Below are 26,423 nucleotides of genomic sequence, written 5' to 3'. Positions count from 1 at the left end.
CTCCGGGACGTACGCGTCATCGACAGGTGACGGCACGGCCCGGTGGCGCGGGCGCGGCTCAGGCGCGAGCGAGCTGCTGAAGAATCTGGGCGGCCCTCTGCAGGGTCTCCCGTTCGTCCTCGTCGAGCGCGGCCAGCCGGTGGGCCAGCCACTCATCGCGGGCCCGCTCGAACTGGTCGAGCACGGCCTGCCCTCCTTCGGTCGCCGCGAGGATGACCTGCCGGCCGTCGGTCGGATGGGGGGTCCGCTGCACAAGGCCGCGGTCCTCCAACTTCCCGACGATCTTGGTCATCGTCGGTGGCTGCACCCGCTCCACGTCGGCCAGTTCCCGGGGCGTCAGCGCGCCCGCCAGCCGCAGGCTGGTGAGCGCGGAGACCTGGGTGACCGTGAGGTCGCCGACCGGTCGGGCCTGGCGGACCCGCCGGTTGAGTCGGGTGATCGCATCACGCAACTGGGGAGCCAGTTGCGCCGGTGGCACGCGTTCCGCCGTCACCGTCCGCTCCGTCACGATAGTTAGCTTAACTAATGAGCCTGGCTAACGACATCCGATATGACCAGGCTCACGAGGACGTTCGTGCTGTTCCGGGCGGGGGATTCCGATTCTGACCCCCCGCCCGGACGTGCGTCAGAGCACCAGGGACTCGATCGGCCCGCGCAGGAAGTACAGCACGAACAGCGCGGCGACCCCGTACAGCAGCGGGTGGATCTCCCGGGCCTTGCCCCTGGCCAGCTTGACCACCACGAAGGTGATCAGGCCGGCGCCGATCCCGTTGGAGATCGAGTAGGTGAACGGCATCAGCACGATCGTGAGGAACGCCGGGATGGCGATCTCGTAGTCGGACCAGTCGATCGTCCGCACCGCGGTCATCATCAGGAAGCCGACCACCACCAGGGCCGTCGAGGCCGCCTCGAACGGCACGACCACCACCAGCGGGGCCAGGAACATCGCCAGCAGGAAGAGCACGCCGGTGACCAGGTTGGCCGCCCCGGTCCGGGCGCCCTCCGCGACACCGGCGGCGCTCTCGATGTACGACGTGTTGCTGGAGGTGCTGGCCGCGCCGCCGGCCGCCGCGGCGATCGAGTCGACCAGCAGGATCTCCTTGGCCTTCGGCGGGGTGCCCCGCTCGTCGAGCAGGCCGCCCTCCTGGCCCACCGCCACCATCGTTCCCATGGTGTCGAAGAAGTCCGTGATCAGCAGCGTGAAGACGAACATCAGCACGACCAGCCAGCCGGCCCGGCCCCACGAGTCGAGCACGTTGAACTTGCCGAGCAGCGACAGGTCCGGCAGGTCCACCACCGTCTTCGGCAGCTCCGGCACGTTCAGCGACCAACCCTTGGGGTTGGGCTGACCGTTGACGAAGGACGGGCCGATGTTGCCGATCGCCTCCACGATCACCGCCAGCACGGTCGAGGCGAGGATGCCGATCAGGATCGCGCCCTTCACCCGGCGGACCACCAGCACCAGGGTGAGCAGCAGACCCACCACGAAGACCAGCATCGGCCAGCTCACCAGCTTGCCGCCGATGCCCAGGCCGACCGGGACGGTGGTGTTGGCGGCGTCCGGGATCCGCCGCACGAAGCCGGCGTCCACCAGACCGATGATCGTCAGGAACAGGCCGATGCCCACCCCGATCGCGGTCTTCATCTGGGTGGGCACCGAGCGGAACACCGCGGTCCGCAGGCCGGTCAGCACCAGCACCGCGATGATCACACCTTCGATCACCACCAGGCCCATCGCGTCGGCCCAGGTCATCTCCGGCGCGATTTCGTACGCCACCAGCGCGTTGACGCCCAGACCGGCGGCGAGCGCCAGCGGGAACCGGCCCACCACACCCATCAGGATCGTCATCAGGCCGGCGACCAACGCGGTCGCCGCGGCCAGCGCGGGGATCGGGAGAGTCTTGCCGTCGCCGTCGACGGCCCCGCCGAGGATCAGCGGGTTGAGCACCACGATGTACGCCATCGTGAAGAAGGTCGCCAGACCACCGCGTACCTCGCGGCTCAGCGTCGAGCCACGGGCGGAGATCTCAAAGAACCGGTCGAAGCCGTTACGCGGATGAGCGGGGTCGGGTGGTGTGCCGTTCTCGGGCGGCGTTACTGCCATCAGGTCCTCGCAGGTGATCTTCCAGTTGTCGCGCGCATCGTCCCAGATCACCAGCGGGCAGGGGAAGTCGATCGCGTACGCTTGCCGGGTGCCGAACGAGCAGCCTCCGCGGCCCGCGCCGCTGGACCCACCGATGGTGCCGTTCGCCGTCGCCGGGCTGATCGGGTGGGCAGTGGCCGGGCTGGTCCTGTTGATCTTCTTCCGGGGCTGGCTGACCGAGCACGATCACGAGAACTGGCTCTGGACCTGCCTGGCCGGTTTCCTGTGGGGCTTCCCCGGCCTCGCCGTGATGATGCGGCACGACGCCAACCGACGCCGCCGCCGCACGAGCTGATCCCGCCGGAGCGCCGGCACACCCGGCGCGGACCGTCAGGGGTGCCCGTACGGCTCCGCCGGCTCGGCGGCCTCCACCGAACCCGGGGCGCGGCTCACCGACATGGCCTCCACCGCGCTGTCGTCGTAGACCGTGGGCAGTTCCTCCACCGCGGTCTCGGCCGCCTCGATCAGCGTCTCGGAGTGGGCGCCGCAGCCGTGGTCGGCGCTCACCACCCGGCCGTCGTCGGGAGCGTAGAAGTTGCCGCACGCGCCGAAGGCCAGCCGCATCGCGCCGGCCAGCGGCAGGTAGAAGCCGCAGGTGCCGCAGCGGGCGGCGGCCGGGGCAGCGGTGGAGATCGCCGCGGCCGGGCCGTGATCGCCGTCGTACCAACGCTGCGCCGCGTCGGCGCGGCCCTCCCGGGAGAGCACACGGGCACGACCGAGGCCCAGTTCCCAGGCCGTCTCCTCGACCGCCGGGTCGTCCGAGAGCAGGTAGGCGGGGGCCAACCGCTCATCGTCCGGCGCGGTCGGCAGCAGGTCACCAGGGCCCAGGTCACCCGGCTTGAGCCGCTCCTGCCAGGGCAACCAGCCGGGCGCGAGCAGCGCGTCGGGGCCGGGCAGCAGCACCGTCTCGCAGATGGTCACCGTGCGGCTGCGCGGCACCCGGGTGACGGTGACCGCCCAACGCCAACCGCGGTAGCCGGCGAGACGGCATTCAAAATAGTGGGTGACCAGCCGGTCGCCCTCGGCCACGACCTGCAGGTGGTCGCCGACTTCGTCGGCGTCCACCTCTGTGATGCCGGCGCGGGCCACCTCGACGGCAGCGGCGCAGACCTGGTCGAGACGGGCGGCGCGGGTGGAGGCGGGCCTGGTCACCTCACCATTGTTCCCCATGCGTCGAACAGGGGTGACAGGGACTCCCGGGGAACCTTTCGCCGCAGTGCTGCGCGTACCTCGATCGGATGGGCGAGGATGGTGGACATGCCGTCGTACTCCCGCTCCGGGCGATCCGTCCTCGGGCGCACCGTCGGCACCAGCATCCGCACCATCCGGCTGCTGTTGCGTGGTTCGGTGGGCAGCGGGCGCTGGGTGACCCGCCGGGCCGGCCGGGCGCGCGCCCGGGGTGCCGGCGGCGAGGTCGGCATGGTCCGCCTGTTCGACCTGCACGCGGTGTCCTGCGCCGGAGACACTCTGATCGCCATCGGCCTGGCCGGGACGATCTTCTTCAACGTGCCGTTGGGCGAGGCCCGCAGCAAGGTCGCGCTCTACCTTCTGGTGACCATGGTGCCGTTCGCGATGCTCGCCCCCGTGGTGGGCCCGCTGCTGGACCACTTCCGGCACGGCCGGCGGTACGCGCTGGCCGCCACCATGCTCGGCCGGGCGTTCCTGGCCTGGTTGATCTCCGACTACATCCACGGCTTCGGGCTGTATCCGGCCGCGTTCGGGGTGCTCGCGCTGTCCCGGGCGTACGGCGTGGCCCGGTCCGCGGCGGTGCCCCGGCTCCTGCCGGAAGGGCTCGGCCTCTCCCAGGTGGGCGCGCGGGCCAGCGTCTACGGCACGGTAGCGGGCGCACTGGTGGCCCCGATCGGGCTGGCGGCGTTCTGGTTCGGGCCGCAGTGGCCGCTACGGGTCGCGTCGGTGATCTTCCTGATCGGCATGGTGATCTCCCTGCGCCTGCCACCGAAGGCGGATTCGGAGCCACCGGAACGGGTCCCCCGGCCGCTGCGCGCGCTGGGCCGTCGCCGGGGGGACCGCCCACTGGGGCGGGGCCGACCCGCCGGCCGTCTGGTGATCGCCACCCTGATCGGCTCCGCGACCCTGCGCGCGGTCTACGGCTTCCTGCTGCTGTTCCTCGCCTTCGCCATCAAGAAGGGCGACCTGACAACGGTGATGTTCGGTCGGGACCTGGGCGCCGAGTGGGCGCTGGGGCTGGTCGGCGGCGCGCTGGCGGTCGGCAGCTTCCTGGCCACCGCCGTCGGCACCCGCCTGCGCATCCACCGGCCGACCGCCATCCAGTCCAGCAGCATGATCATCGTGGCCGGGGTGGCCGTACTCACCGTCATCCGCTTCTCGCTGCCGATGGTGGCCCTGCTCTGCCTGGTCACCGCGCTGGTCAGTGGGGTGGCCAAGCTCGCCGTGGACGCCTCGATCCAGGAACGCATCCCGGAGCGGCTGCGGGCCAGCTCCTTCGCCCACTCGGAGACGGTGCTGATGCTGGCCTTCGTGGCGGGCGGCGGGCTCGGGCTGGTGCCGTTCGACGGTCGCACCGGCATCGCGGTCGCCGCCGGAGTGGGCGTCCTGGCGGCGACCCGGGGTGTGCTGGTCGCCGCACGGCTGCGCGGCGAGAAGCTGGCCGGCCGGCCGCTGGGCGACGACGAACTGGCCGACGACGAGTCGACGGACGACTTCGGTGACCGAACGCCCACCTCTCCGGCGCCGACCCAGGCCGGCTCGCCGCAGTACGACGACCCGGGGCTCGCACCACCGGGCTACCACATCTACCGCCCCTCCTCGGCGGTCGGCGGACCGGGTGGCGGCGCGGACGACGAGACCCGCCGGGAGTCCCCCGGGCCGCTGTCGTGACCGGCCTGCTGGTGGTGACCGCGGTGCCCGCCGAGGCGGACGCGGTCCGCGCGGGGCTGACCGACGCCACCGTCACCGTGGCCCCGGTCGGGGTGGGCCCGGCCGTGGCCGGAGCCGCCACAGCCCGACTGTTGGCGCTGGCCGAGGCGGCCGGGCGCCCGTACCGCGCGGTGGTCAGCGCCGGCGTGGCCGGCGGCTTCGTCGGGAGGGTGGAGGTCGGCGACATCGTGCTCGGCACCGCCAGCATCGCCGCCGACCTGGGCGCCGAGTCACCGGACGGCTTCATCCCCGTCGACGAGCTGGGCATGCCGCCCGCGCTGCTGGGCAACGGCAGCGTGGTGCCAGCTCACCCACGGCTGCTGGCGGCGCTGCGGGCCGCTCTGCCGTCCGCCACGACCGGCGCGGTGCTCACCGTCAGCACGGTCACCGGCACCGTCGCCAGCACCGAGGAGCTGCGCCGCCGACATCCGGGGGCGGTCGCCGAGGCCATGGAGGGGTACGGGGTGGCGGTCGCCGCGGCGCAGGCCGGGGTGCCCTTCGCCGAGCTGCGTACCATCTCCAACCCGATCGGCCCCCGCGACCGCGACGCCTGGCGGCTACGCGAAGCCCTCACCGCCCTGACCACAGCGGCCCCGGCGCTGCGCTGACCCCGGCAGGGCGGCTCAGACTTCGAGGGTCAGCGCCGACGGTCGATTCGCCTGCAGCTCGAACCCGCAGGCGAGCAGAAATTCCACGTTGCCAAACTCGGCAATCGCGTGGGCGGTCCGGATGCCGGCCGTTGCCATCTCCTTGGCCAGCAGCCCGATCAGTTGACGCCCAATGCCCAGGGTCCGTAGGCCGGGAGCAACGACCACGCCTTCCAACACCAGCTCACGCCGGTCACCCCAATCTTCGCCGAGGAGGAGGTCCACGCTCCGCTCATGGGCCCTCAGCTCACCGACCGGCCCGGCCCCGGGCACCTCGGCAAGAAAACGCCAGGACGTGGTGGGCAGTCCTTCGGGGGCACGTCGAAACCCCACCTGGGCCCGCGTCCGGTCCCGCCTCCGCCGCTCGTCTCGCCGCGCTCGATCCAGGTCGTAGGTCAGCTCTGGAACGCGCACCGGCCACAACCGCTCGGGGAGCGTGTACGAATGCACCCACCAGGCACCCGGCCAGTCCCGCAGGGTCCGGACCCGACGGACGTCGAGGTGCGCGGGGTAGCGACGCCCAGCCTCGTCCCGCGGTTCGTCGTCCGACACGCTCGACGATTCGGCGTCGTCTGGGGTGGAGCACGGGTCGCCGGGCAGCCTGAGCGCAAGCTCGCCGCCTGCCGCGCGGACCAGACGCTCCACCGTCCGGAACGCCGGCTCGCCGCCCTCGCCCGCCTCAATCCGGGCCAGCGTGCTTTTCGGGACCCCGGACCGCTCAGCCAACTCCCGCTGGCTCAGGTCGGCACGTCGACGAAGATCCCGCAGAGCCGCCCCGACGTCGATCGCACCCTTGCCAGCAGCCATCCGTCCATGGTTTTCCGCTCAGCCTCGCGCCGTCAACAGCCCTCTCCCACCTGTGGATAAGCCTGTGGACAGCGCCGCCGCCGCTGCGCGTAGCCCCTTCGTCGGCGCCTGTAGAGCTGCCCCATTGATGGGGCGAGCCGATGGGCAGCTGGGACAGACCCACGATCGGGCACCGTCACGGCCACCAGCTACCCGCCACCCCCCACCACCGCCGCCGCCATCAGCCGCCGCAACCAGTACGCCCACCCAAGGTCACGGCGCCCCACAGATGGGGCAGCTCTACAGGAGTGACAGTGACACCCCATACCCTGACGGTGTCTTCCGAGCAGCTGGCAGTGAGTGCCAGGGCGTGCGGCGGGAGTGGCAGGGGCGTGGGGCGTGCGGCCGGGGGCGTGAAGGCTCGCCGGAGGGCCAAGCAGGTCACAGTGAGCCGGGTGGGCGCGCGGGAGCGTGCGGGGGCGGGGCTAACGTGGAGGCGTGGCGCTCTCCCTGGCGATCTCGCCCTGCCCCAACGACACGTTCGTCTTCGACGCCCTGGTTCACGGCCGGGTACCCGGCGCACCGCCGGTCGAGGTGACGTACGCCGACGTGGACGTCACCAACACGGCCGCCGAGCGGGGCGCGTTCGACCTGGTGAAGGTGAGCTTCGCGGCGCTGCCGTGGCTGCTCGACGACTACCACCTGCTGCCCTGCGGGGGCGCCCTCGGCCGCGGGTGCGGGCCACTGGTGCTCACCCGGGGCGACCGCACCGGCGGGCCGGACCGCACCGACCTGACCGGCGCCACGGTGGCGGTGCCGGGTGACCGGACCACCGCGTACCTGCTGTTCCGGCTCTGGTCGGCGGGCCGGCCGCCGGCCCGGATCGAGGTGGTCCCGTTCCACGAGATCATGCCGGGCGTCGCGGCCGGCCGCTACGACGCCGGGCTGGTCATCCACGAGGCACGGTTCACCTACCACCGGCACGGCCTAACCGCGCTGGTCGACCTCGGCGAGTGGTGGGAGGCCGACACCGGCCTGCCCATTCCGCTCGGCGCGATCCTGGCCAAGCGCGGCGTGGTGGACCCGGAGGCCGCAGCCGGCTGGGTCCGCGAGTCGGTCCGACAGGCCTGGGCGGACCCGGCGGCCAGCCGGGAGTACGTGCTCGCGCACGCCCAGGAGATGGAACTCGACGTGGTGGACCGGCACATCGGCCTCTACGTCAACGAGTTCACCGCCGACCTGGGCGAGGCCGGTTTCGCGGCGGTCGCGGCGCTGCTCGACCGCGCCGCCGACGCCGGCCTGGTGCCTCAGACCTCCAGCTCGCGCGCGACCGCGTGGACCAGCTGAGCGATCTTCTGCGCGGTCTTCTTGTCCGGATACCGGCCCCGGCGCAGATCCGGCTGAACCTTCGCCTCCAGCACCTTGATCATGTCCTCGACGAGGCCGTGCAGTTCCTCAGCCGGCCGGCGCCGCAGCTCCGCCATCGACGGCGGAGCGTCCAGCAGCTTGACTCCCATGGCCTGCGCGCCCCGGCGGCTGTCGACCACGCTGAAGTCGACCCGCTGGCCACCCTTGAGGTCGGTGACGCCCGCCGGCAGCGCGCCCTTGGGCAGGAACACGTCGCCGCCCTCGTCACTGGTGACGAAGCCGTATCCCTTGGCCGTGTCGTACCACTTCACTCGACCCGTAGGCACCTGAAAACCCCTGCTTCACTTGAGCCGCTACTGCTCCAAGGCTAGCTGGATCATGCCGTCGAGCGCCGCTGGGAATCCGGTGAGGTCGTCCAGCACCATTTCCGCCCCGGAGGCACGCAGCTCATCCGGGGAGCACGGCCCGGTGGCGACGCCGATTCCGGGCACCCCGGCCGCCCTCGCCGCCACCATGTCCGCCACATGATCCCCGACGTAGTGGGTCGCCCCGTGCTCCCGCAGAGCCGTCGCCTTCTCCTCGGCGAACAGGTCACCGGCCAGCTCGTCGACCGCGAGGCCGAGGTGGTCCAGGTGCAGGCGGGCCAACCGGCCGACCTTGGACGTGACGACCAGCACCCGTCCGCCCCGCGCGCGGATCCCGTCGATCGCCTCCCGCGCGCCGGGCAGCGGCACCGTCGGGGTGATCGCGTACGCCGGGTACAGCTCGCGGAACGCGTGCACGGCCGACTCGACCTGCTCCGGCGGGAACCAGTGCGCGATCTCCGTGCGCAGCGGCGGACCGAGCCGGGACACCGCCAGGTCCGCGTCCACCGGCACGCCGGTCCGGGCGGTCAACGCCCGGTAGGCCGCGGCGATGCCGGGGCGGGAGTCCACCAGCGTCATGTCGAGGTCGAATCCGACGGTCAGAGCGGGCATGCCCAGAAACGTACAGGCGACTCCCTGCCGGGCGGACGTCCGAGGGGCGCGACGGCCCGGTGCCGGGCTAGCGTGGTAAGACGATGACCACCTCACTCGCCGACCACCTGCGGTCGCTGCCCGACGAATCGCTGGCCGCGCTCCTCCAGCTGCGGCCGGACCTCGTCGTGCCCGTGCCGGCCGACATCTCCGCCCTGGCCATCCGGGCCCAGTCCCGGGTCTCGGTGGCCCGCGCGCTGGACGGGCTGGACCAGTTCACCCTCCAGATACTGGACGCCGCCCGGCTCACCCGGGACCCGGACGAGGGCACCACGGCCACCGAGGCGGTGCTCGCCATGGCGACCGCCGGGCCCCACCCGCCGGCGCCGACGGCCGTCCGGGCCGCCGTCGGCCGGCTGCGCGCGCTCTTCCTGCTGTACGGCCCGGAGCACGCGCTCCAGGTGGTACCCGCCGTCGACGAGGTGGCTCCGTACCCCGCCGGGCTGGGCCGGCCGGCCGCGGAGCTGGACCCGCGCACGGCCGCGCTCTGCGCGGACCCGGCGAAGCTCCGGCGGACGCTGCTCGCCGCTCCTCCCTCGGCCCGGGCGATCCTGGACCGGCTGGCGGCCGGACCACCGGTGGGCAGCGTGCCCCCGGGGGCGTTGCAGGCACCGCCGCTCGGCGCGGAGGACGCCCTGCTCTCGGACCCGACCAACGGCGGCGCGCCGACCGGCTCCCCGGTGCGCTGGCTGGTCGACAACCGGCTGCTGGTCCCTGTCTCGACCGGCTCGTCGACGACCACCGGCACTGTCGAGCTGCCCCGCGAGGTCGGCCTGCTGCTGCGCCGCGACAGCGGCCCGCTCGGGCCGCTGCGCACCAGCCCGCCGCCCGTGGCCGCCGCGCCGCGCGAGGCGAAGGCGGTCGACTCCGCCGGAGCCGGACAGACGATGGAGGTGGTCCGGCACACCGAAGGGCTGTTGGACCAGCTCGCCGCCGAACCCGCGCCGGTGCTGCGCTCGGGCGGCATCGGCGTACGGGACCTGCGCCGGCTGGCCCGCACCGCCGGGCTGGACGAGCCGACCACCGCGCTGCTGCTGGAGGTGGCGTACGCGGCGGGGCTCGCCGGCGAGCTGGAGCTGCCCGGTGCGACCACCACCCGGTACGGGGCGGATCAGCAGGTGCTGCCGACCGGCGGGTACGAGGTGTGGCGGGCCGCCTCGCTGGCCCAACGCTGGGAGCAGCTGGCCCGCGCGTGGCTGACCATGACCCGGCAGGTCGGGCTGGTCGGCCGGCGCGATGACCGGGACCGGCCGATCACGGCGCTCTCCGCCGAGGCCGAGCGCGCCGGAGCGCCGGGCACCCGACGGGCGGTGCTCGCGGTGCTCGCCGACCTGGAACCGGCGACCTCACCCACTCCGGAGGAGGTGCAGGACCTGCTGGACTGGCGGGCGCCGCGACGCAGCCGGGGCCGGGAGGCCGCCCACCGCGAGGTGCTGGCCGAGGCGGCGCAGCTCGGCGTCACCGGCCTGGGGGCGCTCACCTCGTACGGCCGGCTGCTGCTGGCCGACCTGACCTCGGCCGACGAGTCGGGCGGCGAGGACCCGCTGGGGCTGCACGCGGACGCCGAGAGCGGCGACCCGTCCAGCGCGGCACGGGCGCTGGACGCGCTACTGCCCGCCCCGGTCGACCACTTCCTGGTGCAGGCCGACCTGACGGTGGTGGTGCCCGGGCCACCCGAGCCGGCGCTCGCCGCCGAGCTGGAGGCGATGACCGAACCCGAGTCGGCCGGCGGGGCCAGCGTGCACCGGGTCACGACGGCGAGTGTGCGGCGAGCGCTGGACGCCGGTTACTCGGCCGACGACCTGCACGACGTATTCCGGCGGCGGTCGCGTACCCCGGTGCCGCAGGGGCTCACCTATCTGGTGGACGACGTGGCCCGCAAACACGGCAGGTTGCGGGTCGGCCTGGCCGGGGCGTACCTGCGCAGCGACGACGAGACGCTGCTCAGCGAGGTGCTTGCCGACCGGCGGCTGGAATCGCTGACGCTGCGCCGGCTCGCCCCGACGGTGCTGACCACCCCGTACCAGGTCGGTCGGCTGCTGAGCGCGTTGCGCGACGCCGGGTACGCCCCGGCGCAGGAGGACGGTAGCGGCGGCACGGTGCTGTCCCGGCCACGGATCCGGCGGGCCCCGGCCCGGGTGCCCGTGACCATCCGGACGTTGGATCCGCTGGTCGCCCCGAAGCTGCCGATGCCTCGGCTGCTGGGCGTGGTGGAGCACATCCGGCGGGGTGAGGCGGCGGCGCGGGCGGCCCGACGGGCACCGGCGGTGGTGCGCGGCGGGGCTGTCGGCCTCGGCGGCGGCCCGGTGCCGGCGCACACCCACAGCGAGGCGCTGGCCGTGCTTCAGCAGGCCGTGCGGGATCGGGCGCTGGTCTGGGTGGGATACGTGGACGCCCATGGTGCGACCGCGTCCCGACTGGTCAAGCCGGTCTCGATCGGCGCCGGCTACCTACGCGCCGAGGACGAACGGACCGAGATGCTGCACACCTTCGCGCTGCACCGGATCACCGCGGCGGTGCTGGCGGACTGACCGGAGGCCGGGCGACGCCGGTCGGTGCGCGCTGGTCAGCGTCGGCTGCGGCGTACGGTGCCGACGACCGAGATGATCAGCAACAGCGCGAAGCCGGCGCCGGCGGACTCCCCGATCGAATCGACGAAGCCCTGCCGCAGCACCAGCCAGCCGAAGAGAAACCACCCGACGAGGAGCGCCGCCGCGACGGCGTACGCGACCACGGTCGCGCGGGACACCTCGTCCGGTGGAGCCTGGTCGTGCGCTTCTATGACGTCACGGTCGACCGTCATACCCAGCCTCCCCGCCCGGTCCGGCCCTGGACTCCCAGGGTGTCACTACCGGGACCGGTGTGACAGGGGATAAAACCCCGAGTCGGGCGGGTCGTCGCTCAGGTGCCGGGGCGGCGGCCGATCAGCACCACCCGGGTGCCCACCTTCCCCAGCTCCCACATCCGGACGGCGTCGGCGTGCAGCAGGTTGACGCAGCCGTGCGAGCCGATCGACTTGTTGTGCAGGTAGGTGGTGGTCTCGTGGAAGCCCATCCCCTGGGTGAAGTGCTGCCAGTACGGCAGCCACACCTCGTACGGGTCGGACCACTCCTTCGGATTGCGGTAGTTGACCTTGTAGGTGCCGGCCGGGGTGCGGTAGCCGGCCATCCCGGTGCGGGTCACCGTCGGCGCCATGATCACCTTGCCGCCTCGGACCGCCCAGACGGTCTGCCGGGTCAGGTCCACGCAGAAGGTGGTGCCCGTGCCGGCCTTGCAGCGAGCCGTGTCGGTGGTGCCGAGGCGCTTTGCCACGTCGTAGGTGGTCGGCCCGGCGCGACCCTCGACGGGGCGGATGCCGTACCGCCGCTGGAACTTCTTGATCGCGGCGCAGTCGGCGGCGGACTGCCGGCCGTCCACGGTCACCGGCCCGAACCCACCCAACCGGGCCAGGTAGGTCTCCACGGCGCGCTGGTGCTCGCCCTGCGGGCAGCCGGCGGCCGGCTTGGCGGTGCTGGTGGCCGGTGCCGGCCGCGTGCTGCTGGTCGGCGTCGGCGTGACACTCCGGGTGGGCTTCGGTGTCGGCGTCCGCGTCGGCGCGGTCGTCGCGGGCCGGCCGCGCTGGTCCGGCCCGGGCGTGCCGCTCGCCCCCGTTACCTGTTCCGCCGCACCTGCCGGGGCGGCTCCCCCGCCGCCACCCCCGCCGGCCTGCGGATCGAACGCGCACGCACCGGCGCCGACCAGCGTGACCACCACCAGGGCGACAAGTCGGGAAGTGAGCCGGACATGCTTCATGGGACCTCCCCTGGGCTGTCGTCCCTTTGCTAGACGTTTGCAAGTGCCATGTCGGTTGCGCCCGGTGAGCATCTTTCTTCCGACAGTCCGCACCGTGCAACACTGGATGGTCGGCCAGCGGCGGGTAAGCAGGCGCCACGACCGGACGGCCAACCGGAGGAGAGGACCCTGGCGTGAGCGGTGGACCACTGATCGTGCAGTCGGACAAGACCCTGCTGCTGGAGATCGACCACCCGGACGCGCAGGCCTGCCGAATTGCCATCGCACCCTTCGCCGAGCTGGAGCGCTCTCCCGAACACGTGCACACCTACCGGCTGACCCCACTCGGCCTGTGGAACGCCCGCGCGGCGGGGCACGACGCCGAGGGCGTGGTCGACTCGCTGATCAAGTACTCGCGCTACCCGGTGCCGCACGCGCTGCTGGTGGACGTGGCCGAGACGATGGACCGGTACGGCCGGCTCCAACTCGCCAACGATCCGGCGTACGGCCTGGTGCTGCGCGCACTGGACCGGCTCGTGCTGATCGAGGTGGCCAAGAGCAAGAAGCTCGCCGGCATGCTCGGCAACAAGATCGACGACGACACCATCCAGGTGCACCCGTCCGAGCGCGGCCGGCTCAAGCAGGCCCTGCTCAAGCTGGGCTGGCCGGCGGAGGACCTGGCCGGCTACGTGGACGGCGAGGCCCACCCGATCGAGCTGGCCGAGGCCGGCAAGGACGGCGGCAAGCCGTGGACGCTGCGGTCGTACCAGCGGGAGGCCGTGGAGGCGTTCTGGGCCGGCGGGTCGGGCGTGGTCGTGCTGCCCTGCGGCGCCGGCAAGACCCTGGTCGGCGCGGCCGCGATGGCCGAGGCGAAGGCCACCACGCTGATCCTGGTCACCAACACCGTCGCCGGCCGGCAGTGGAAGCGGGAGCTGATCGCCCGCACCTCGCTGACCGAGGAGGAGATCGGCGAATACTCCGGCGAGCGCAAGGAGATCCGCCCGGTCACCATCGCCACGTACCAGGTGCTCACCTCGCGGCGCGGCGGCGCATTCACCCACCTGGACCTGTTCGGGGCCCGCGACTGGGGCCTGGTCGTCTACGACGAGGTGCACCTGCTGCCCGCGCCGATCTTCCGGTTCACCGCCGACCTCCAGGCCCGCCGCCGGCTCGGCCTGACCGCCACCCTGGTTCGCGAGGACGGCCGGGAGGGTGACGTGTTCAGCCTGATCGGCCCGAAGCGGTACGACGCCCCGTGGAAGGACATCGAGTCCCAGGGCTGGATCGCCCCGGCCGAGTGCACCGAGGTCCGGGTGACGCTGACCGACGCGGAGCGGATGTCGTACGCGACCGCGGAGGCCGAGGAGCGCTACCGGATGGCGGCGACCGCGCGCACCAAGCTGCCGGTGGTCCGGGCTCTGGTCGACCGGCACCCCGACGACCAGGTGCTGGTGATCGGCGCGTACATCGACCAGCTGCACCAGCTCGGCGAATACCTGGACGCGCCGATCATCCAGGGCTCGACCACCAACAAGGAGCGCGAACGGCTCTTCGACGCGTTCCGGTCCGGGGAGATCCGCACGCTGGTCATCTCCAAGGTCGGCAACTTCTCCATCGACCTGCCGGAGGCGGCGGTGGCGATCCAGGTGTCGGGGACGTTCGGGTCTCGCCAGGAGGAGGCGCAGCGGCTCGGCCGGGTGCTGCGGCCGAAGGCCGACGGCCGGCAGGCGCACTTCTACACGGTGGTGTCACGGGACACGATCGACACCGAGTACGCGGCACACCGTCAGCGCTTCCTCGCCGAGCAGGGCTACGCGTACACCATCGTGGACGCCGATGACGTCCTCGGCCCGAAGCTCCCGACCGTCGACTGACACGTGCGAAATCACGACGTTGGGGGCGGGCAGCGGTCCGGGAGCGTGACCTCGCCCGGCCGGTGGTCGAACGTTGTCATCGTGAACCACTCGTCCAGCTCCGGGTCGAAGAGGTTCTGCAGGCCGAACTGCAACACCTGCCACCACCGGCTCGGATCCCGCTGGTCGACGTAGATGTCGCCGAGCGCGATCGGGAACCGGAACACCTCGCCCGGCACGGAGGAACCCCCGACGACACCGACCCGCCAGTGGTCGACGTGCCGGTCCTTCTCCCCCTGCAGGATTTCCGGTCCGACGAAGCGCGCGGCCTTCAGCTTGTCGTTGAAGATCTGTCGGTTGAAGAACCCCGGGACCTTGCTGCACGCCCGCGGCGGAAACAGTGGGATGTTCGGCCACTTGTAGGTGAGCGTGTAGAGCGTGTTCTCGTAGATCAGGTTCGTGAACCAGATCGGATGCTCCGGGCCCCCGGCGATCATCTGGCTGTTGCCGTCCCTGCCCTGCCAGGTGAACGGCACGTCGATCCCGAGGTCGCGAACGATGTACCGGCCGGTGCCCTGGAAGTCGGCCGGGAGCTGCGGGGGCCGGGGCTCTTCCGGGTGGGACGAATCGGCTGCCTGCGCCGCGCGGGGCAGCGGCGGCGCGGCGGCCGGGCCCGGTGCGAGCACACCGAGGGCGAACAGGCCGCCGGCGACCGCCGAGATCAGTGTCCGACGTGTACGCCTCGACGCCATGTCCCCTCCGCCGGTGTGGAAAGCGGCCGGCGCTCCGACAGCGCACGTGCCTTCGGCGAAGCGTATGAGCGGGCGAGATGTGAGAAATGGTGGAACACGTCGGCTCCACCGGAAGGGTGAAGCAACGGGGTCGACGAGCCACCATCCAGCGGCCCGTCGACCCCGAGACGCGCTATCTACCCGGCGCCGCCGGCCCGGAACGCCACCCAGGCGTCGCTCATCCGGTCCGCCTGTCCGACGGTGAACATGTTCATGCAGGAGTCCTGCGTGTAGTCCATGAAGTTGTGGATCGGGTCCAGCCCGGGTGCGGTGCAGGTGTCCGCGCCCAGCGGGCAGTCGAACTGCGGCGCCGCCTCCCGCGGAGTGTCCGCGACGAAGTCGCCGGCAGCGGAGCACCCGTGGGCGAAGGTGTGCTCCAGCATGAGCCAGTGCCCCACCTCGTGGGTCAGGGTGTCACCGAGGGAGTACTTGCCCGCCGTACCGCCCGGCATCGACTCGTCGAGCATCACCACGCCGTCGATGTAGTCCCGGCCGTTGTTGTAACCCTTCGGGAAGTACGCCCAGCCGAGGAGCCCGCCGCCGATGTTGGCCGCGTACACGTTCAGGGTTTTCGAGTCGCCGGTGTACAGCGCCTTCTTCATGTCCCGCTCGTTCTTGCCCGGCTCGACCGTGTACCAGGCGCTGTTCACCGTCCACGTCGTGTCGACGAGCGAGAACCGGAACGGCGTGTCGGAGGCGTTCGCTGCCGTGCGCCCCGCGAACGAGTCGTTGAGCACCGTCATCTGCGCCGCGATCAGGGTGTTCCACCTGGCCGTCTCGGCCGCGCTGAGCGGTTGGTCGGAGACCATGTGGAAGACCGTCGGCACGGTCACGCTGCCGTTGGCGAGGCGCGGGGCGTCCTTGATCACCCCGTAGGCGTTCGCCTCGTTGTTGGAGTACAGCTTCGGCTCTTGCGCAGTGGCGCCCTTGGCGACCCGGGCCGCGCTGTGCGCCTCGGCACCCGGCTCACACGCGCCGACACCCGGGGATACGGGAGCGGGTGCCGCCACCGCGGCGTAGCCGCCACCGGACGCCAGGAGCGTCGCGGCGGTGGCGGTGAGGACTGCCAGTCGGAAGATTGGTCTCCTGTGCATCGGTGCACCTCTCGAGGGAATGGAGACGGCGCGGGGTCGTCGTGATCAGCTCGACGACGTCGTCTTCCCGGTATGAGATCACGTCGGTGGCAGCGGCAAAAGGCCTGCGTACAGGGCTGATGGGGGGTGTAACGGCAGGGGGCCGAGGAGCGCTGTTATCGCTGTCACCCTGCCGTTCTGTCACAGGACTCTGCTCGCCGGCATCTCATGTTCGTCCGATCGAACGCCGGAAGTGAAGGACGGAACCATGGACGCCCGATTCAACATGTTCGACAACGAGATCGCCATGAAGTTCGCCAAGCGGTTCGCCAACGCCGGCATGGTGATTCAGCAGTCGCCGCTGCCGAAGTCCACGCAGGAGTTGGTGTCCCTTCGGGCCAGCCAGATCAACGGCTGCGGCTGGTGCATCGACGCGCACACGAAGGACGCCGCAGCGGCCGGCGAGAGCCCGGTTCGGCTCAACCTGGTGGCCGCCTGGCGCGAGTCCACCGTCTTCACGGAGGCCGAGCAGGCCGCGCTGGCGCTCGCCGAGGAGGGCACCCGACTCGCCGACGCCTACCAGGGCGTGTCCGACGAAACCTGGGCTCAGGTGCGCAAGCACTACGACGACGACCAGATCGCCGCGCTGGTCGCCCTGGTCGCCCTGATCAACGCGGCCAACCGCCTCGCCGTGATCGTGCACCAGCGGGGCGGTTCCTACGAGCCCGGCATGTTCGCCGCCGCGTTCGACTGACCTGGACGACGGCCGGAGTGACATCCCCTAGAGAACCCGGGTGACCTGCTCGGCGGCGACCACCGCGTCCCGCCGAGCAGGGTCGAGGTTGGCGCTGATCACCACGGACGCGCCAGCGGAGAGCGGGGCCAGCAGCCACTTCAGCGGCTGCTCGTGCTCGGCGGCGTCGACCAGCAGCCGGTCGCCGGCACGTAGGTCCAGCATCTCGGCGATGCCCTGGGCGAGCGCGCCCCACTGGCCGTAGGTCGTGCCGTCCGCGCTGGCCGGGTCGGACGGGTGAATGGCGGTGTGGTCGGGCGTGGCGTCCGGGTGCCGGAGCACCTCGGCGGACCAGTCGAGCCAGCCCAGCGGCACGTCGGCCAGCGCCCCCGGCCCGGTACCGACGAGGTAGCGGTGTGGAGCGTCCGGCACGTCCTCCAGCCAGTCGTCCTGCCGCTCGGGGGTCACGAAGACGGCATCGAACGGCCGGTCGCCGCCCGGTTCGAGGACCGGCAGGCCAGCGGTGGCGCGGGGCCGGAACGACACCGCGAGGCCGGAGGCCCAGGCGCCCAACAGAACCGCAGCGGTACGCCAGTGCGGCGGCAGCAGCACCGCTACGCGGCTGCCGGGGCCGAGCCCGCAGCCGTCCCGCAGCAGACCGGCGCTGCGCGCCGCCCAGGCGCCGACCTGGTGCGCGGTCAGGTCGACCCGCTCGCCGGTCGCCTCGTCGCGGTAGCTGAGCAGTGGACGCTCGGCGTCGGCGGGCGGGACCGACAGGTCGGCCGTGGCGGTTGGCTGCATCTCCACGCTCCCCGGGTGACGGCGTCGAACCACCCTACTCAACGACTTTGGTCGCGCCCGTCGTCGGCCGATGGCCGTAGTGGATGTCCGGGTGGCCCGCGCAGGGTACGGGTGGTCCCGGAACGTCGCCGAGGAGCGCCCATGCCGACCGAGTGCCACCCCGCCGCCGACTCGCCCGTCACCGCCGACCGTCTTCCACTGCGCCGCCGGCTCGTGCCGGTGGTCGCGTTGCTGCTGCTCGCGCCCTGGGCCGCCGAGTGCTCCTGGGGCGGTTTCACCCTCGAAGACTTCCTCCCGGTGGTGCTCATCCTCGGGCCGATGTACGGCGGGGCCGCCATCCTGATCCGGGAGACCGCCCGGCACCTCGGCGCGGGATGGCCGGCGATCGTGCTGCTCGCCGCCGCGTTCGGCGTGCTCCAGGCGGGCCTGGTCGACCAGTCGCTGTTCAACCCGGGCTACCTGGACGACACCGAGTACGCCGACACCCGAGCCGCCGCCGAGGCGACGCTGGTGCCGGGACTCGGGTTCAGCGTCCGACAGGCCTTCGACTACGTGGGCAACCACATCACGTTGACCATCTGCGCGCCGATCGTGATCGTCGAGTCGTTCCTCGGCCGAAACCGCCGGCTCCGCCCGTGGCTCCGCCGGCCCGGGCTCGTCGTGGTCGGCGTGATCTACCTGCTCGGTAGCCTGCTGATCTTCTCGGACAGCGGCCGGAAGGGCTTCCTGGCCAGCCCGCTCCAGCTGACGTTCGCCGCGGCGGTGGTCCTCGCGCTCGTCGCGCTGGCCCTGCTGCCCCGCTGGCGCCACCCAAACCCGCGGCGCGCCCGTCGGGTGCCCGGCCCGATCTGGGTGGGCCTGGTGGTCGTTCTCGTCCACCTCGGCACCGACCTGACACCCGGTTGGCCGGGAATGGCCGTCGCGCTGGCGCTCGCCGCCGGCACCGGAGGGCTGATCGCGTACTGGTCGTCCCGCGCCGGCTGGGGGCAGCGGCACGTGCTCGTCGCCGGCTCTGGGAGCCTGGTCAGCGCGGCCGCGTTCGCGTACCTGGTGCCGCCGTACTCCCCGGCGAGCCCGGCGGCGGCGCTGGCCGGCGACGTGGCGGTCAGCGTGGTCACCGTGGTCCTGATCGGTGGCGCCTGGTGGCGGCTGCGCCGCACTTCGCCGGCTGTTCATGTGCGCGCAAGCTGATGCTCCTTCTCGGGTGTCAACCTCCGTCCGGGTACGACCTAACGGAGGAAGTCCTTGACATTCAGAAGAGCATTCACCGCGCTCACCGCGGCCGGTGTCGCTGCCGCCAGCCTGACCGGTGTCACCCCCGCGTCGGCCGGCGGACACCACCACTCGGACACGTCGCGCGCCTTCGATCGGGTTGCCACGTACCCGGTCTTTCAGAACCGTCCGGCCGGTGAGGACCCGGCGACCCCGACGGTCGCCGAGATCTCGGCGGTCAGCCCGGACGGCCGGACCCTGGTTCACACGGACGCGCTGGCCCGACGGATCGGCTTCCTCGACATCTCCCGGGCCGACCGGCCGCGCGGCCTCGGCACCCTCTCCCTGGCGCAGCTCGGCAACGCCGAGGACGAGCCGACCTCGGTCGCCGTGGTCGGGAAGTACGTAATGGTGGTGGTGAACACCAGCAGCAGCTACACCGAGCCGTCCGGCCGGCTGGACGTGATCGAGCTGGTCAGCCGCAAGCGGGTCGCGAGCTTCGACCTCGGCGGCCAGCCCGACTCGATCGCGATCAGCAAGGACCAGCGGTACGCCGCGATCGCCATCGAGAACGAGCGCGACGAGGAGGCCACCCCGCCCGGCGGCGAGGAGGGCGACCTGCCGCAGGCACCCGCGGGCTTCGTGCAGATCGTCGATCTCGCCGGCAAGACCCCGGCCGGTTGGCGGCTGCGGCCGGTCCCGTTGACCGGCGCCGACGGGAGCGCCCTGCCCGCCCTGGTCCAGGCCGGCCTCGCCGCGCCGACCGACCCGGAGCCGGAGTACGTCTCGATCAACAGCCTTAACCAGCTGGCGGTGACGCTTCAGGAGAACAACGGCGTCGCCCTGGTCGACCTGCCCACCGGCCGGGTCACCAAGGTGTTCAGCGCCGGCACGGCGACGATCAGCGGGATCGACACCGTCAAGGACGGCACGATCAACCTGACCGGCGGCATCACCGATGTGCCGCGCGAGCCGGACGCGGTGGCCTGGATCGACGACCGCTACCTCGCCACGGCGAACGAGGGTGACTGGCGGGGCGGCACCCGCGGCTGGTCCGTCTTCGACAGCCGCAGCGGGCGGGTCGCCTGGGACGCCGGCAACACCTTCGAGCGGCTCGCCGTCACGTACGGGCTGCACAACGAGGACCGGGCCGCGAAGAAGGGCACCGAGCCGGAGGGCGTCGCCGTCGCCGAGTACGACGGCGTGCGGTACGCGTTCGTCGGCTCGGAGCGCAGCAACTTCGTCGCCGTCTACGACCTGAGCCGGCCGACCGACCCGCGGTTCCGGCAGGTGCTGCCGGCCACCAACGGACCGGAGGGGCTGCTGCCCATCCCGTCGCGGGGGCTGCTCGCCGTCTCCAGCGAGGAGGACGACGCCTCGGTCGGCGTCCGCGCCTCGGTGTCGCTCTACCAGCTGGGCCGGGGCACTCCGGCGTTCCCGAGCATCGTCTCCGGCACCGACCGGGCGGGTACGCCGATCGGTTGGGGCGCCCTCGGCGCGCTGACCGCGGCACCCGGCAAGCGGGACCAGCTCTACAGCGTCACCGACGCGGCGTACAGCCAGACCCGGATCCTCACCATCGACGCGAAGCGGACGCCGGCCGTGATCACCGGTGCGCTGCCGGTGAAGGACGCGACCGGCGCACCGGTCGGGTACGACGCGGAGGGCATCTTCGCCCGTCCGCAGGGCGGCTTCTGGCTCGCTGTCGAGGGCGCCAAGGGCCCGGAGAACAAGCTGGTCCGGCTGGACGACGCCGGGGTCACCCGGCAGACCGTCGCGCTGCCCACGGAGGTCGCCGCCGGTCTGGCCAAGCAGGGCCTGGAGGGGGTCACCGCGACCACCGACCGGCAGGGCAGGGAGATCGTCTGGGTGGCCGTGCAGCGCGAGCTGAGCACCGACCCGGCCGGCGTGGTCCGGCTGGGCCGGTACGACGTCGCGGCCGGCACCTGGAGCTGGTTCGGTTACCGGTTGGGCGCCACCAGCGTCCCGGGTGACTGGATGGGCCTCTCCGAGATCACCGTGGTCGGCGACCGGCTCGCGGTCATCGAGCGGGACAAGCTGAACGGCCCCGCCGCCACGGTGAAGCGGATCTACACGGTGCCGCTGCCGGGCGGGGCCGCGGCGCCCGGCCCGCTGCGGGTGCTGCCGAAGACGCTCGCCGTCGACGTGCTGCCCGCGCTGCGTGCCACCAACGGGTGGACGCAGGAGAAGCTGGAGGGCCTGACCGTGGCCGGCGACGGCGAGGTCTACGCCATCACCGACAACGACGCGGTCCAGGACGCCACCGGCGAGACGGTGCTCCTGCGGCTGGGCTCCAGCCGCAAGGTCTTCGGCCGCGACTGACCCCTCACCGCGTGCCTCTCGGCCCGGCGTCCACCGCGAGGGGGCGCCGGGCCGATCACGCAGGGTGATTTGATTCCGGGCCCCGGCCGCCGCACCCACCCCAGACCCTTTGCTCTGCTTACCTATACGCAACACTCACACTCCGCGAGCACAGGTATGGCCACCGCCCACGCAAGCCATCGTGAAGCCGCAGCTCAACGTGGTGTTGCGCCCGTGTAAGCAGAGCAAAGGGGTTGAGCGGTCTGGCCGGGGGCACCGATGCCCGTCGCGCTCAGTGACGAGCACCCGCCACGCCATCCGGACACCCACCGTCACGGTGGCCTGAGGGTCAGATCGCCGTGCCAGGCGGGGACTTGAGCAGCGACGACGCCTCGGCGAGATAACCGCCGCGCCCAGCTCGGAGCGCGCTCGCCGCCATGCGAATCAGATCGATGTTGACGCCGGCAGCACCGCTCGGGTCATGCACCTTCAGCTTCACGTCAAGGCTTATCGCCGTCTCACCCCAACCCTGCGCCTCGATGTTGAGATGCGCCACCTTCTGCGACTTCAGATGCGGTAGGTATCCGAGCGGAGCCAGTTCGACCTTGTCAGCCGCCGACAGCGCATTGAGCTTGGACTGCTTCTTGGTATTGGAGTTCTCAACCAGGTTCCGGAAGTCTTCGGTACCTCCCAGATTGACCTGATATGAACTCACCAGGGTGAGCCCCCGCTCCTCGAGCAACCGCAGCAACGCGTTGTGCACCACCGAGGTGCCGAACTGGCTGGCCAGGTCGTCACCGAGCAACGGCAGGCCGGCCTCCTGGAACCGTTCCCCCCACATCGGGTCGCGGGCTATCGCGTCGGACGTGGTGTTGACGAAGGCGACACCCGCTTTGCAGGCCGCCTCGGCGTAGGCCCGGGCGGTCTCCGGCCGGCCGCTCGGTGCGGAGTAGAGCAGCACCTCCGCCCCGGCCAACGCCGCTGCCACCCGATCCACCTCAGTCGCATCGACAAGGCCCCTGGTTACGGGCACGTCCGCCCTGGGAAGATCGCAGTCGAGACGGGGGAAGTTGTTGGGCGCCACGAAGATCGCCTCGGTCAGGTCCTTGCCAATCTTCTCCGCGGAGGTGGCGAAAGCCGCGACGAAATCGATGTCGGCCACCCCGAGACCGTCGATCATCGGCCTACGAACACCCACCAGGCTGCCGGTCTGGCGGTAGAGAGCAATCCCCTGCACCAATGCTGACGTGTTGTTACCGACTCCCGCGACCGCAACTCTCACCCGTTCGACCATGGGCACGAGGGTACGAGAGCCGGCATCGCCTCAGACGGGCAGTTCCGGGCCACCGTCGAGCAGCGGGGCGAGCAGGTCGCCGTACTCCTCGACCCGGTCCAGCACCTCGGCGGCGGTGAACTGGCGGACGGCCGGCTTCCGGCCGCGGGCGCCGGCCTCGACCTCGTCCCAGGTCAGTGGCGTCGACACCGATGGCATCGACTGTGCCCGCAGGGAGTACGGCGCCACGGTGGTCTTCGCCGCGTTGTTCTGACTCCAGTCGATGAAGACCTTCCCCGGGCGCAGGTTCTTCGCCATCTTCGACACGATCAGCTTCGGGTGCGCCTTCTCCAGTTCCTGAGCGATCCGCCGGGCGTAGTCCGAAACGAGATCGGAGGACTGGATGCCGGCGATCGGGCAGCAGAGTTGCATGCCCTTCTTGCCGGACGTCTTCGGGTACGACTCGATCCCGTCCAGAGCGAGCCGGTCGCGCATCAGCACCGCCACCGGGCAGCACTCGGCGAGCCCGGCCGGTGGGCCCGGGTCCAGGTCCACCACCATCATGTCCGGGTGCTCGCCGACCTTCCACTGCGGCGTGTGCATCTCCAGCGCGGCCAGGTTGGCCAGCCAGACCAGCGTCGGCAGGTCGTCGGCGACCACGTAGTCGATGGTCTCCCGACCCTTGGTCGACCCCGGCGCGGGCAGCGTCTCCACCCGTACCCAGTCCGGCGTCGCGGCCGGCTTGTTCTTCTCGAAGAACGACTTGTCGTCGACCCCGTTGGGGAACCTGATCCGGGTGAGTGCCCGGTCCCGCAGGTGCGGCAGCAGCACCGGCGAGATCCGCGTGTAGTAGTCGATCACCTCGCCCTTGGTGAAGCCGGCCGACGGATAGAGCACCTTGTCCAGATTGGACAGGTCCAGCGCGCGGCCCTCGACGTCCACCCGCAACCGGTCAGCTGGCATCGTCGACCTCCTCCGGCGGCTTGTCCGGGCGCAACCGCAGCACCCGGGGGAAGCGCAGTCGGCCGTCCGGGGTGCGCTGGCCGTACTTCACCTCCACCACCACCCGGGGAGTTACCCAGATGGCACCCCGGGCATCCTCGCGTGGCACACCCGGCGCGAACGGTGACACGCCGGAGCGCAGTGGCTCCAGCTCGGCGAGGAGCTGCCGTTCGATGGCCGCGCCGATCCCACCTCCCACCCGGCCCCGGTAGATCAACCGGCCGTCCGGCCCGGGTACCCCGACCAGCAGCCCACCGATCCGGCGCGCGCCCGGTCGCCAGCCGCCGATGACGAAGTCGCCGGTCACCTCCAGCTTGACCTTCACCCAGTCCGGCGAGCGCACCCCGGGGCGGTAGACGGCGCCGACCCGCTTGGCCATCACCCCCTCCAGTCCGTGCTCGCTGGCCGCCTCGTAGGTGGCCGGACCGTCGGCGAAGACCGGCGGCACGGCCCACCGGGCACCGCCGAGAGCGAGCCCGTCCAGAGCCTCCCGACGGCGCTCATACGGCCAGCCGGTCAGGTCGTCGCCGTTCAGCCGGAGCAGGTCGAAGATCATGTACGTCACCGGCATGACCGCCGCCAACCGGGCCGCTTTGTTCCGGTCCCGGACGTGCATCCGTTCGGCCAGCGCGGTGAACGACGGCTGCCCACCCTCACCGAGCAGCACCACCTCACCGTCGAGCAGCGCGTCGTCGACCTGCTCAGACAGGGTGGCCAGTTCGGGGTACGCGGCGGTGATCTCCACGCCGGAACGGGCGTACAGGTGCTGGCCGCCGGCCGAGATGTCGGCCAGCGCGCGGACACCGTCCCACTTGAACTCGTACGCCCAGCCGTCACCCGCCGGGAGCGGCCCGGTCATCGCGAGCATCGGCTTGAGCGGCGCGCCGGGCACGACCCGACTGTAGTAGCAGGCCGAACACCTCGCGTCCGGTTCCTTCGGATGCGAGCATGGTCGATACCGGGGAAGGGAGCAGAGGATGCGGGCCATCTGGAAGGGAGCCGTGTCGTTCGGGCTCGTCTCGATCGGGGTGAAGCTCTACTCCGCGACCGAGGAGAAGGACATCCGGTTCCACCAGGTGCACCGTGAGGACGGCGGCCGGATCCGGTACAAGCGCACCTGCTCGGTCTGCGGCGAGGAGGTCACCTACGACGACATCGCCAAGGGCTACGACATCGGCGGCGGGGAGATGGTGATCCTCACCGACGAGGACTTCGCCGACCTGCCGCTGACCAGCTCGCGCGCGATCGACGTGCTGGAGTTCGTCCCGGCCGACCAGGTCGACCCGATCCTCTACAACAAGGCGTACTTCCTGGAGCCGGAGGGCACGGCGACCAAGCCGTACGTGCTGCTGCGCGACGCGCTACTCGACTCGGAGCGGGTGGCCATCGTCAAGGTCGCGCTGCGCCAGCGGGAGCAGCTCGCCACGCTCCGGGTCCGCGAGGGCGTGCTGCTGCTCAACACCATGCTCTGGCCGGACGAGATCCGGACGGCGGATTTCGGCTTCCTCGACGAGGACCTCAAGGTGCGCCCGCCGGAGCTGGCGATGGCGAGTTCCCTAATCGACTCGATGACCGGTGAGTTCGAGCCGGACGTCTTCACCGACGACTACCGGGCGGCGTTGCAGGAGGTCATCGACGCCAAGGTGGAGGGTCGGGAGGTCGTGCAGCCGGAAGAGGTGGAGGAGGCGCCGGCCGCGGCGGTGGACCTGATGGCCGCGCTGAAGGCATCGGTGGACCGGGCTCGGACGGCCCGCGGCGAGCAGCCGGCCCGTGGTGGCGGCGGCGAGCCGACGCCCATCTCGTCGGCCCGCTCGGCCAAGAAGGCGGCCGAGAAGAAGGCGGCGAAGGCGCCCGCGAAGAAGACCGCGGCGAAGAAGACCGCCGAGAAGAAGACGGCCGCGGCCAAGGCCGAACCGGCGAAGAAGGCCGCCAAGAAGACTCCCGCGAAGAAGGCGGAGCCGGCGAAGAAGACGGCGGCCCGGAAGACGGCACCCCGCAAGACCGCCTGACCGCACGGCAGCGACGGAGGCGTCGGCCGAACCGGGTACGCTCCGCCGGCCGCTGGCCACCGGAGGAGCCGCCATGCCGTACACCCCTGATCTGGACCGGTTGTTGACGCCCGGCGCTCGCTTCACCGACGCGCACGGCTCGTACGTGATCGAGGCCCACCCGGTGGGCGACATCGTGCTGCCGACCGGCCAGGTGGTCGGGTGTGACCCGCTGGTCTGCCCGGAGGCCGAGCCGTTCACGGTCACCGTGCCCCCGGGGCGGCATCCCGCCCGCGCCTGGGTGGCCGTGGTGCTCCGGGAGGACGCCGAGGTGGACCGCCGGGTGGCCGCGCTGGAGCTGGTGGTCCGGGACGCGCCGACGGTGCGCTGGGAGCCGGCTGTCGCCGGCGACCAGGACGTCGCCAGCCTCGGCGCGGACGACTACTTCGGGTACGGGGTGGACGCCGGCGCCGGCACCCTCGCCGACCCGACGGCGCTCACCGCCCTGGAAGCCTGGGACGAAGACCAGGTGGAAAAGGTCTTCATCCCGGCCGAGCTGCCCGCCTCACCGGTCCCGGGGTTGATCACCGCGGTGCTGGAGGAGGCCACCGGCGCCAACGTCGTGACCGTCGCCACGGGATGGGGTGACGGCTGCTACGGCACCTGGATCGGGCGGGCCACCGATGGCGGGGTGACATCGTTCGTGACGGACTTCATGGTGGTGCCGGAATAACCGTCACGCCGGC

At 71.8% G+C, this 26,423-nt stretch carries 25 protein-coding genes; 11 read left to right on the top strand and 14 right to left on the bottom strand.

Translation table 11 applies throughout. The annotated features are described in order from the left end of the window. Window positions 1-58 precede the first annotated feature (58 nt). Both ACWD6N_RS04010 and ACWD6N_RS04005 read right to left on the bottom strand, forming a co-directional pair. Window positions 59-508 carry a MarR family winged helix-turn-helix transcriptional regulator gene (locus ACWD6N_RS04010; protein ID WP_354964412.1) on the bottom strand — a complete coding sequence of 150 codons (450 nt, stop codon included), beginning with the start codon at window positions 506-508 and terminating at the stop codon, window positions 59-61. 117 nt (window positions 509-625) lie between these two features. Beyond that, complete coding sequence (locus ACWD6N_RS04005) at window positions 626-2,104, bottom strand: NCS2 family permease (RefSeq protein WP_354964627.1); 1,479 nt, start codon at window positions 2,102-2,104, stop codon at window positions 626-628. A gap of 88 nt (window positions 2,105-2,192) precedes the next feature. Here ACWD6N_RS04005 and ACWD6N_RS04000 point away from each other — a divergent pair, with 88 nt between their 5' ends. Further along, entirely contained in the window at window positions 2,193-2,438 is a 246-nt protein-coding gene (locus tag ACWD6N_RS04000; RefSeq protein ID WP_354964411.1) for a DUF2530 domain-containing protein, read from the top strand. Window positions 2,439-2,473: 35 nt separating this feature from the next. Here the strand turns inward: ACWD6N_RS04000 and ACWD6N_RS03995 are convergent, their stop codons facing one another. After that, a complete protein-coding gene (locus ACWD6N_RS03995; protein WP_354964410.1) occupies window positions 2,474-3,313 on the bottom strand; it encodes a DUF3027 domain-containing protein in 840 nt (279 codons plus the stop codon). A gap of 87 nt (window positions 3,314-3,400) precedes the next feature. Between ACWD6N_RS03995 and ACWD6N_RS03990 the strand changes: the two genes are divergently transcribed. Beyond that, entirely contained in the window at window positions 3,401-5,002 is a 1,602-nt protein-coding gene (locus ACWD6N_RS03990) for an MFS transporter (RefSeq protein WP_354964409.1), read from the top strand. After that, window positions 4,999-5,649, top strand: a complete 651-nt coding sequence (locus ACWD6N_RS03985) for a futalosine hydrolase (protein ID WP_354964408.1) — start codon at window positions 4,999-5,001, stop codon at window positions 5,647-5,649. Before ACWD6N_RS03990 ends, ACWD6N_RS03985 begins: the two co-directional genes overlap by 4 nt. A 15-nt stretch (window positions 5,650-5,664) precedes the next feature. On the opposite strand, the gene ACWD6N_RS03980 is transcribed toward ACWD6N_RS03985, so the two are convergent. Continuing rightward, the gene (locus tag ACWD6N_RS03980) at window positions 5,665-6,495 is read right to left on the bottom strand and encodes a GNAT family N-acetyltransferase (protein ID WP_354964407.1); all 831 of its coding nucleotides are present in this window, start codon (window positions 6,493-6,495) and stop codon (window positions 5,665-5,667) included. 477 nt (window positions 6,496-6,972) lie between these two features. Here ACWD6N_RS03980 and ACWD6N_RS03975 point away from each other — a divergent pair, with 477 nt between their 5' ends. Beyond that, complete coding sequence (locus tag ACWD6N_RS03975) at window positions 6,973-7,821, top strand: 1,4-dihydroxy-6-naphthoate synthase (RefSeq protein ID WP_354964406.1); 849 nt, start codon at window positions 6,973-6,975, stop codon at window positions 7,819-7,821. Here ACWD6N_RS03975 and ACWD6N_RS03970 read toward each other — a convergent pair. Next, window positions 7,782-8,168, bottom strand: a complete 387-nt coding sequence (locus ACWD6N_RS03970; RefSeq protein ID WP_088986676.1) for a cold-shock protein — start codon at window positions 8,166-8,168, stop codon at window positions 7,782-7,784. The two genes, ACWD6N_RS03975 and ACWD6N_RS03970, sit on opposite strands and share 40 nt — an antisense overlap. Before the next feature lie 27 nt (window positions 8,169-8,195). After that, window positions 8,196-8,819: an HAD family hydrolase gene (locus ACWD6N_RS03965; protein ID WP_354964405.1), complete on the bottom strand. Its 624-nt coding sequence runs from the start codon at window positions 8,817-8,819 to the stop codon at window positions 8,196-8,198. 83 nt (window positions 8,820-8,902) lie between these two features. Here ACWD6N_RS03965 and ACWD6N_RS03960 point away from each other — a divergent pair, with 83 nt between their 5' ends. Continuing rightward, window positions 8,903-11,389 (top strand): helicase-associated domain-containing protein, encoded by a 2,487-nt coding sequence (locus ACWD6N_RS03960; RefSeq protein WP_450004467.1) that lies wholly within the window; start codon window positions 8,903-8,905, stop codon window positions 11,387-11,389. A gap of 35 nt (window positions 11,390-11,424) precedes the next feature. Here the strand turns inward: ACWD6N_RS03960 and ACWD6N_RS03955 are convergent, their stop codons facing one another. Together ACWD6N_RS03955 and ACWD6N_RS03950 are read right to left on the bottom strand one after the other, a co-directional pair. Beyond that, complete coding sequence (locus ACWD6N_RS03955) at window positions 11,425-11,661, bottom strand: hypothetical protein (protein ID WP_354964403.1); 237 nt, start codon at window positions 11,659-11,661, stop codon at window positions 11,425-11,427. Between the two features lie 98 nt (window positions 11,662-11,759). Continuing rightward, entirely contained in the window at window positions 11,760-12,650 is an 891-nt protein-coding gene (locus ACWD6N_RS03950) for a L,D-transpeptidase family protein (protein WP_354964402.1), read from the bottom strand. A gap of 173 nt (window positions 12,651-12,823) precedes the next feature. Between ACWD6N_RS03950 and ACWD6N_RS03945 the strand changes: the two genes are divergently transcribed. Then, the gene (locus tag ACWD6N_RS03945; RefSeq protein WP_354964401.1) at window positions 12,824-14,503 is read left to right on the top strand and encodes a DNA repair helicase XPB; all 1,680 of its coding nucleotides are present in this window, start codon (window positions 12,824-12,826) and stop codon (window positions 14,501-14,503) included. A gap of 11 nt (window positions 14,504-14,514) precedes the next feature. On the opposite strand, the gene ACWD6N_RS03940 is transcribed toward ACWD6N_RS03945, so the two are convergent. Both ACWD6N_RS03940 and ACWD6N_RS03935 read right to left on the bottom strand, forming a co-directional pair. Further along, on the bottom strand, window positions 14,515-15,234 hold the full coding sequence (locus ACWD6N_RS03940) for a hypothetical protein (RefSeq protein WP_354964400.1): 720 nt from the start codon (window positions 15,232-15,234) through the stop codon (window positions 14,515-14,517). Window positions 15,235-15,410: 176 nt separating this feature from the next. Further along, a complete protein-coding gene (locus ACWD6N_RS03935; protein WP_354964399.1) occupies window positions 15,411-16,367 on the bottom strand; it encodes a zinc metalloprotease in 957 nt (318 codons plus the stop codon). A 247-nt stretch (window positions 16,368-16,614) separates the two neighbouring features. Here ACWD6N_RS03935 and ACWD6N_RS03930 point away from each other — a divergent pair, with 247 nt between their 5' ends. Continuing rightward, entirely contained in the window at window positions 16,615-17,100 is a 486-nt protein-coding gene (locus tag ACWD6N_RS03930; protein ID WP_354964398.1) for a carboxymuconolactone decarboxylase family protein, read from the top strand. 27 nt (window positions 17,101-17,127) lie between these two features. On the opposite strand, the gene ACWD6N_RS03925 is transcribed toward ACWD6N_RS03930, so the two are convergent. After that, window positions 17,128-17,880 carry a TIGR03089 family protein gene (locus ACWD6N_RS03925; protein WP_354964397.1) on the bottom strand — a complete coding sequence of 251 codons (753 nt, stop codon included), beginning with the start codon at window positions 17,878-17,880 and terminating at the stop codon, window positions 17,128-17,130. 141 nt (window positions 17,881-18,021) lie between these two features. Between ACWD6N_RS03925 and ACWD6N_RS03920 the strand changes: the two genes are divergently transcribed. Beyond that, window positions 18,022-19,071: a hypothetical protein gene (locus tag ACWD6N_RS03920; protein WP_387322870.1), complete on the top strand. Its 1,050-nt coding sequence runs from the start codon at window positions 18,022-18,024 to the stop codon at window positions 19,069-19,071. A gap of 54 nt (window positions 19,072-19,125) precedes the next feature. Beyond that, window positions 19,126-21,435 carry an esterase-like activity of phytase family protein gene (locus ACWD6N_RS03915; RefSeq protein ID WP_354964395.1) on the top strand — a complete coding sequence of 770 codons (2,310 nt, stop codon included), beginning with the start codon at window positions 19,126-19,128 and terminating at the stop codon, window positions 21,433-21,435. Between the two features lie 328 nt (window positions 21,436-21,763). On the opposite strand, the gene ACWD6N_RS03910 is transcribed toward ACWD6N_RS03915, so the two are convergent. The 3 genes from ACWD6N_RS03910 to ligD (ACWD6N_RS03900) are packed head-to-tail and all read right to left on the bottom strand — an operon-like array spanning window position 21,764 to window position 24,581. After that, on the bottom strand, window positions 21,764-22,708 hold the full coding sequence (locus tag ACWD6N_RS03910) for an inositol-3-phosphate synthase (protein ID WP_354964394.1): 945 nt from the start codon (window positions 22,706-22,708) through the stop codon (window positions 21,764-21,766). A gap of 30 nt (window positions 22,709-22,738) precedes the next feature. After that, complete coding sequence (gene ligD, locus ACWD6N_RS03905) at window positions 22,739-23,650, bottom strand: non-homologous end-joining DNA ligase (protein WP_354964393.1); 912 nt, start codon at window positions 23,648-23,650, stop codon at window positions 22,739-22,741. Then, a complete protein-coding gene (ligD, locus tag ACWD6N_RS03900; RefSeq protein WP_354964392.1) occupies window positions 23,640-24,581 on the bottom strand; it encodes a non-homologous end-joining DNA ligase in 942 nt (313 codons plus the stop codon). Before ligD (ACWD6N_RS03900) ends, ligD (ACWD6N_RS03905) begins: the two co-directional genes overlap by 11 nt. An 85-nt stretch (window positions 24,582-24,666) precedes the next feature. Here ligD (ACWD6N_RS03900) and ku point away from each other — a divergent pair, with 85 nt between their 5' ends. Both ku and ACWD6N_RS03890 read left to right on the top strand, forming a co-directional pair. Next, entirely contained in the window at window positions 24,667-25,698 is a 1,032-nt protein-coding gene (gene ku / locus ACWD6N_RS03895) for a non-homologous end joining protein Ku (RefSeq protein WP_354964391.1), read from the top strand. A gap of 73 nt (window positions 25,699-25,771) precedes the next feature. Next, entirely contained in the window at window positions 25,772-26,410 is a 639-nt protein-coding gene (locus tag ACWD6N_RS03890) for a DUF4241 domain-containing protein (protein ID WP_354964390.1), read from the top strand. Window positions 26,411-26,423: the final 13 nt, after the last annotated feature.

The sequence above is a fragment of the Micromonospora sp. NPDC005163 genome, assembly GCF_053599835.1.
Note: the sequence above shows the minus strand (reverse complement) of the source record. Positions and strands in the feature narration are given on the sequence as shown.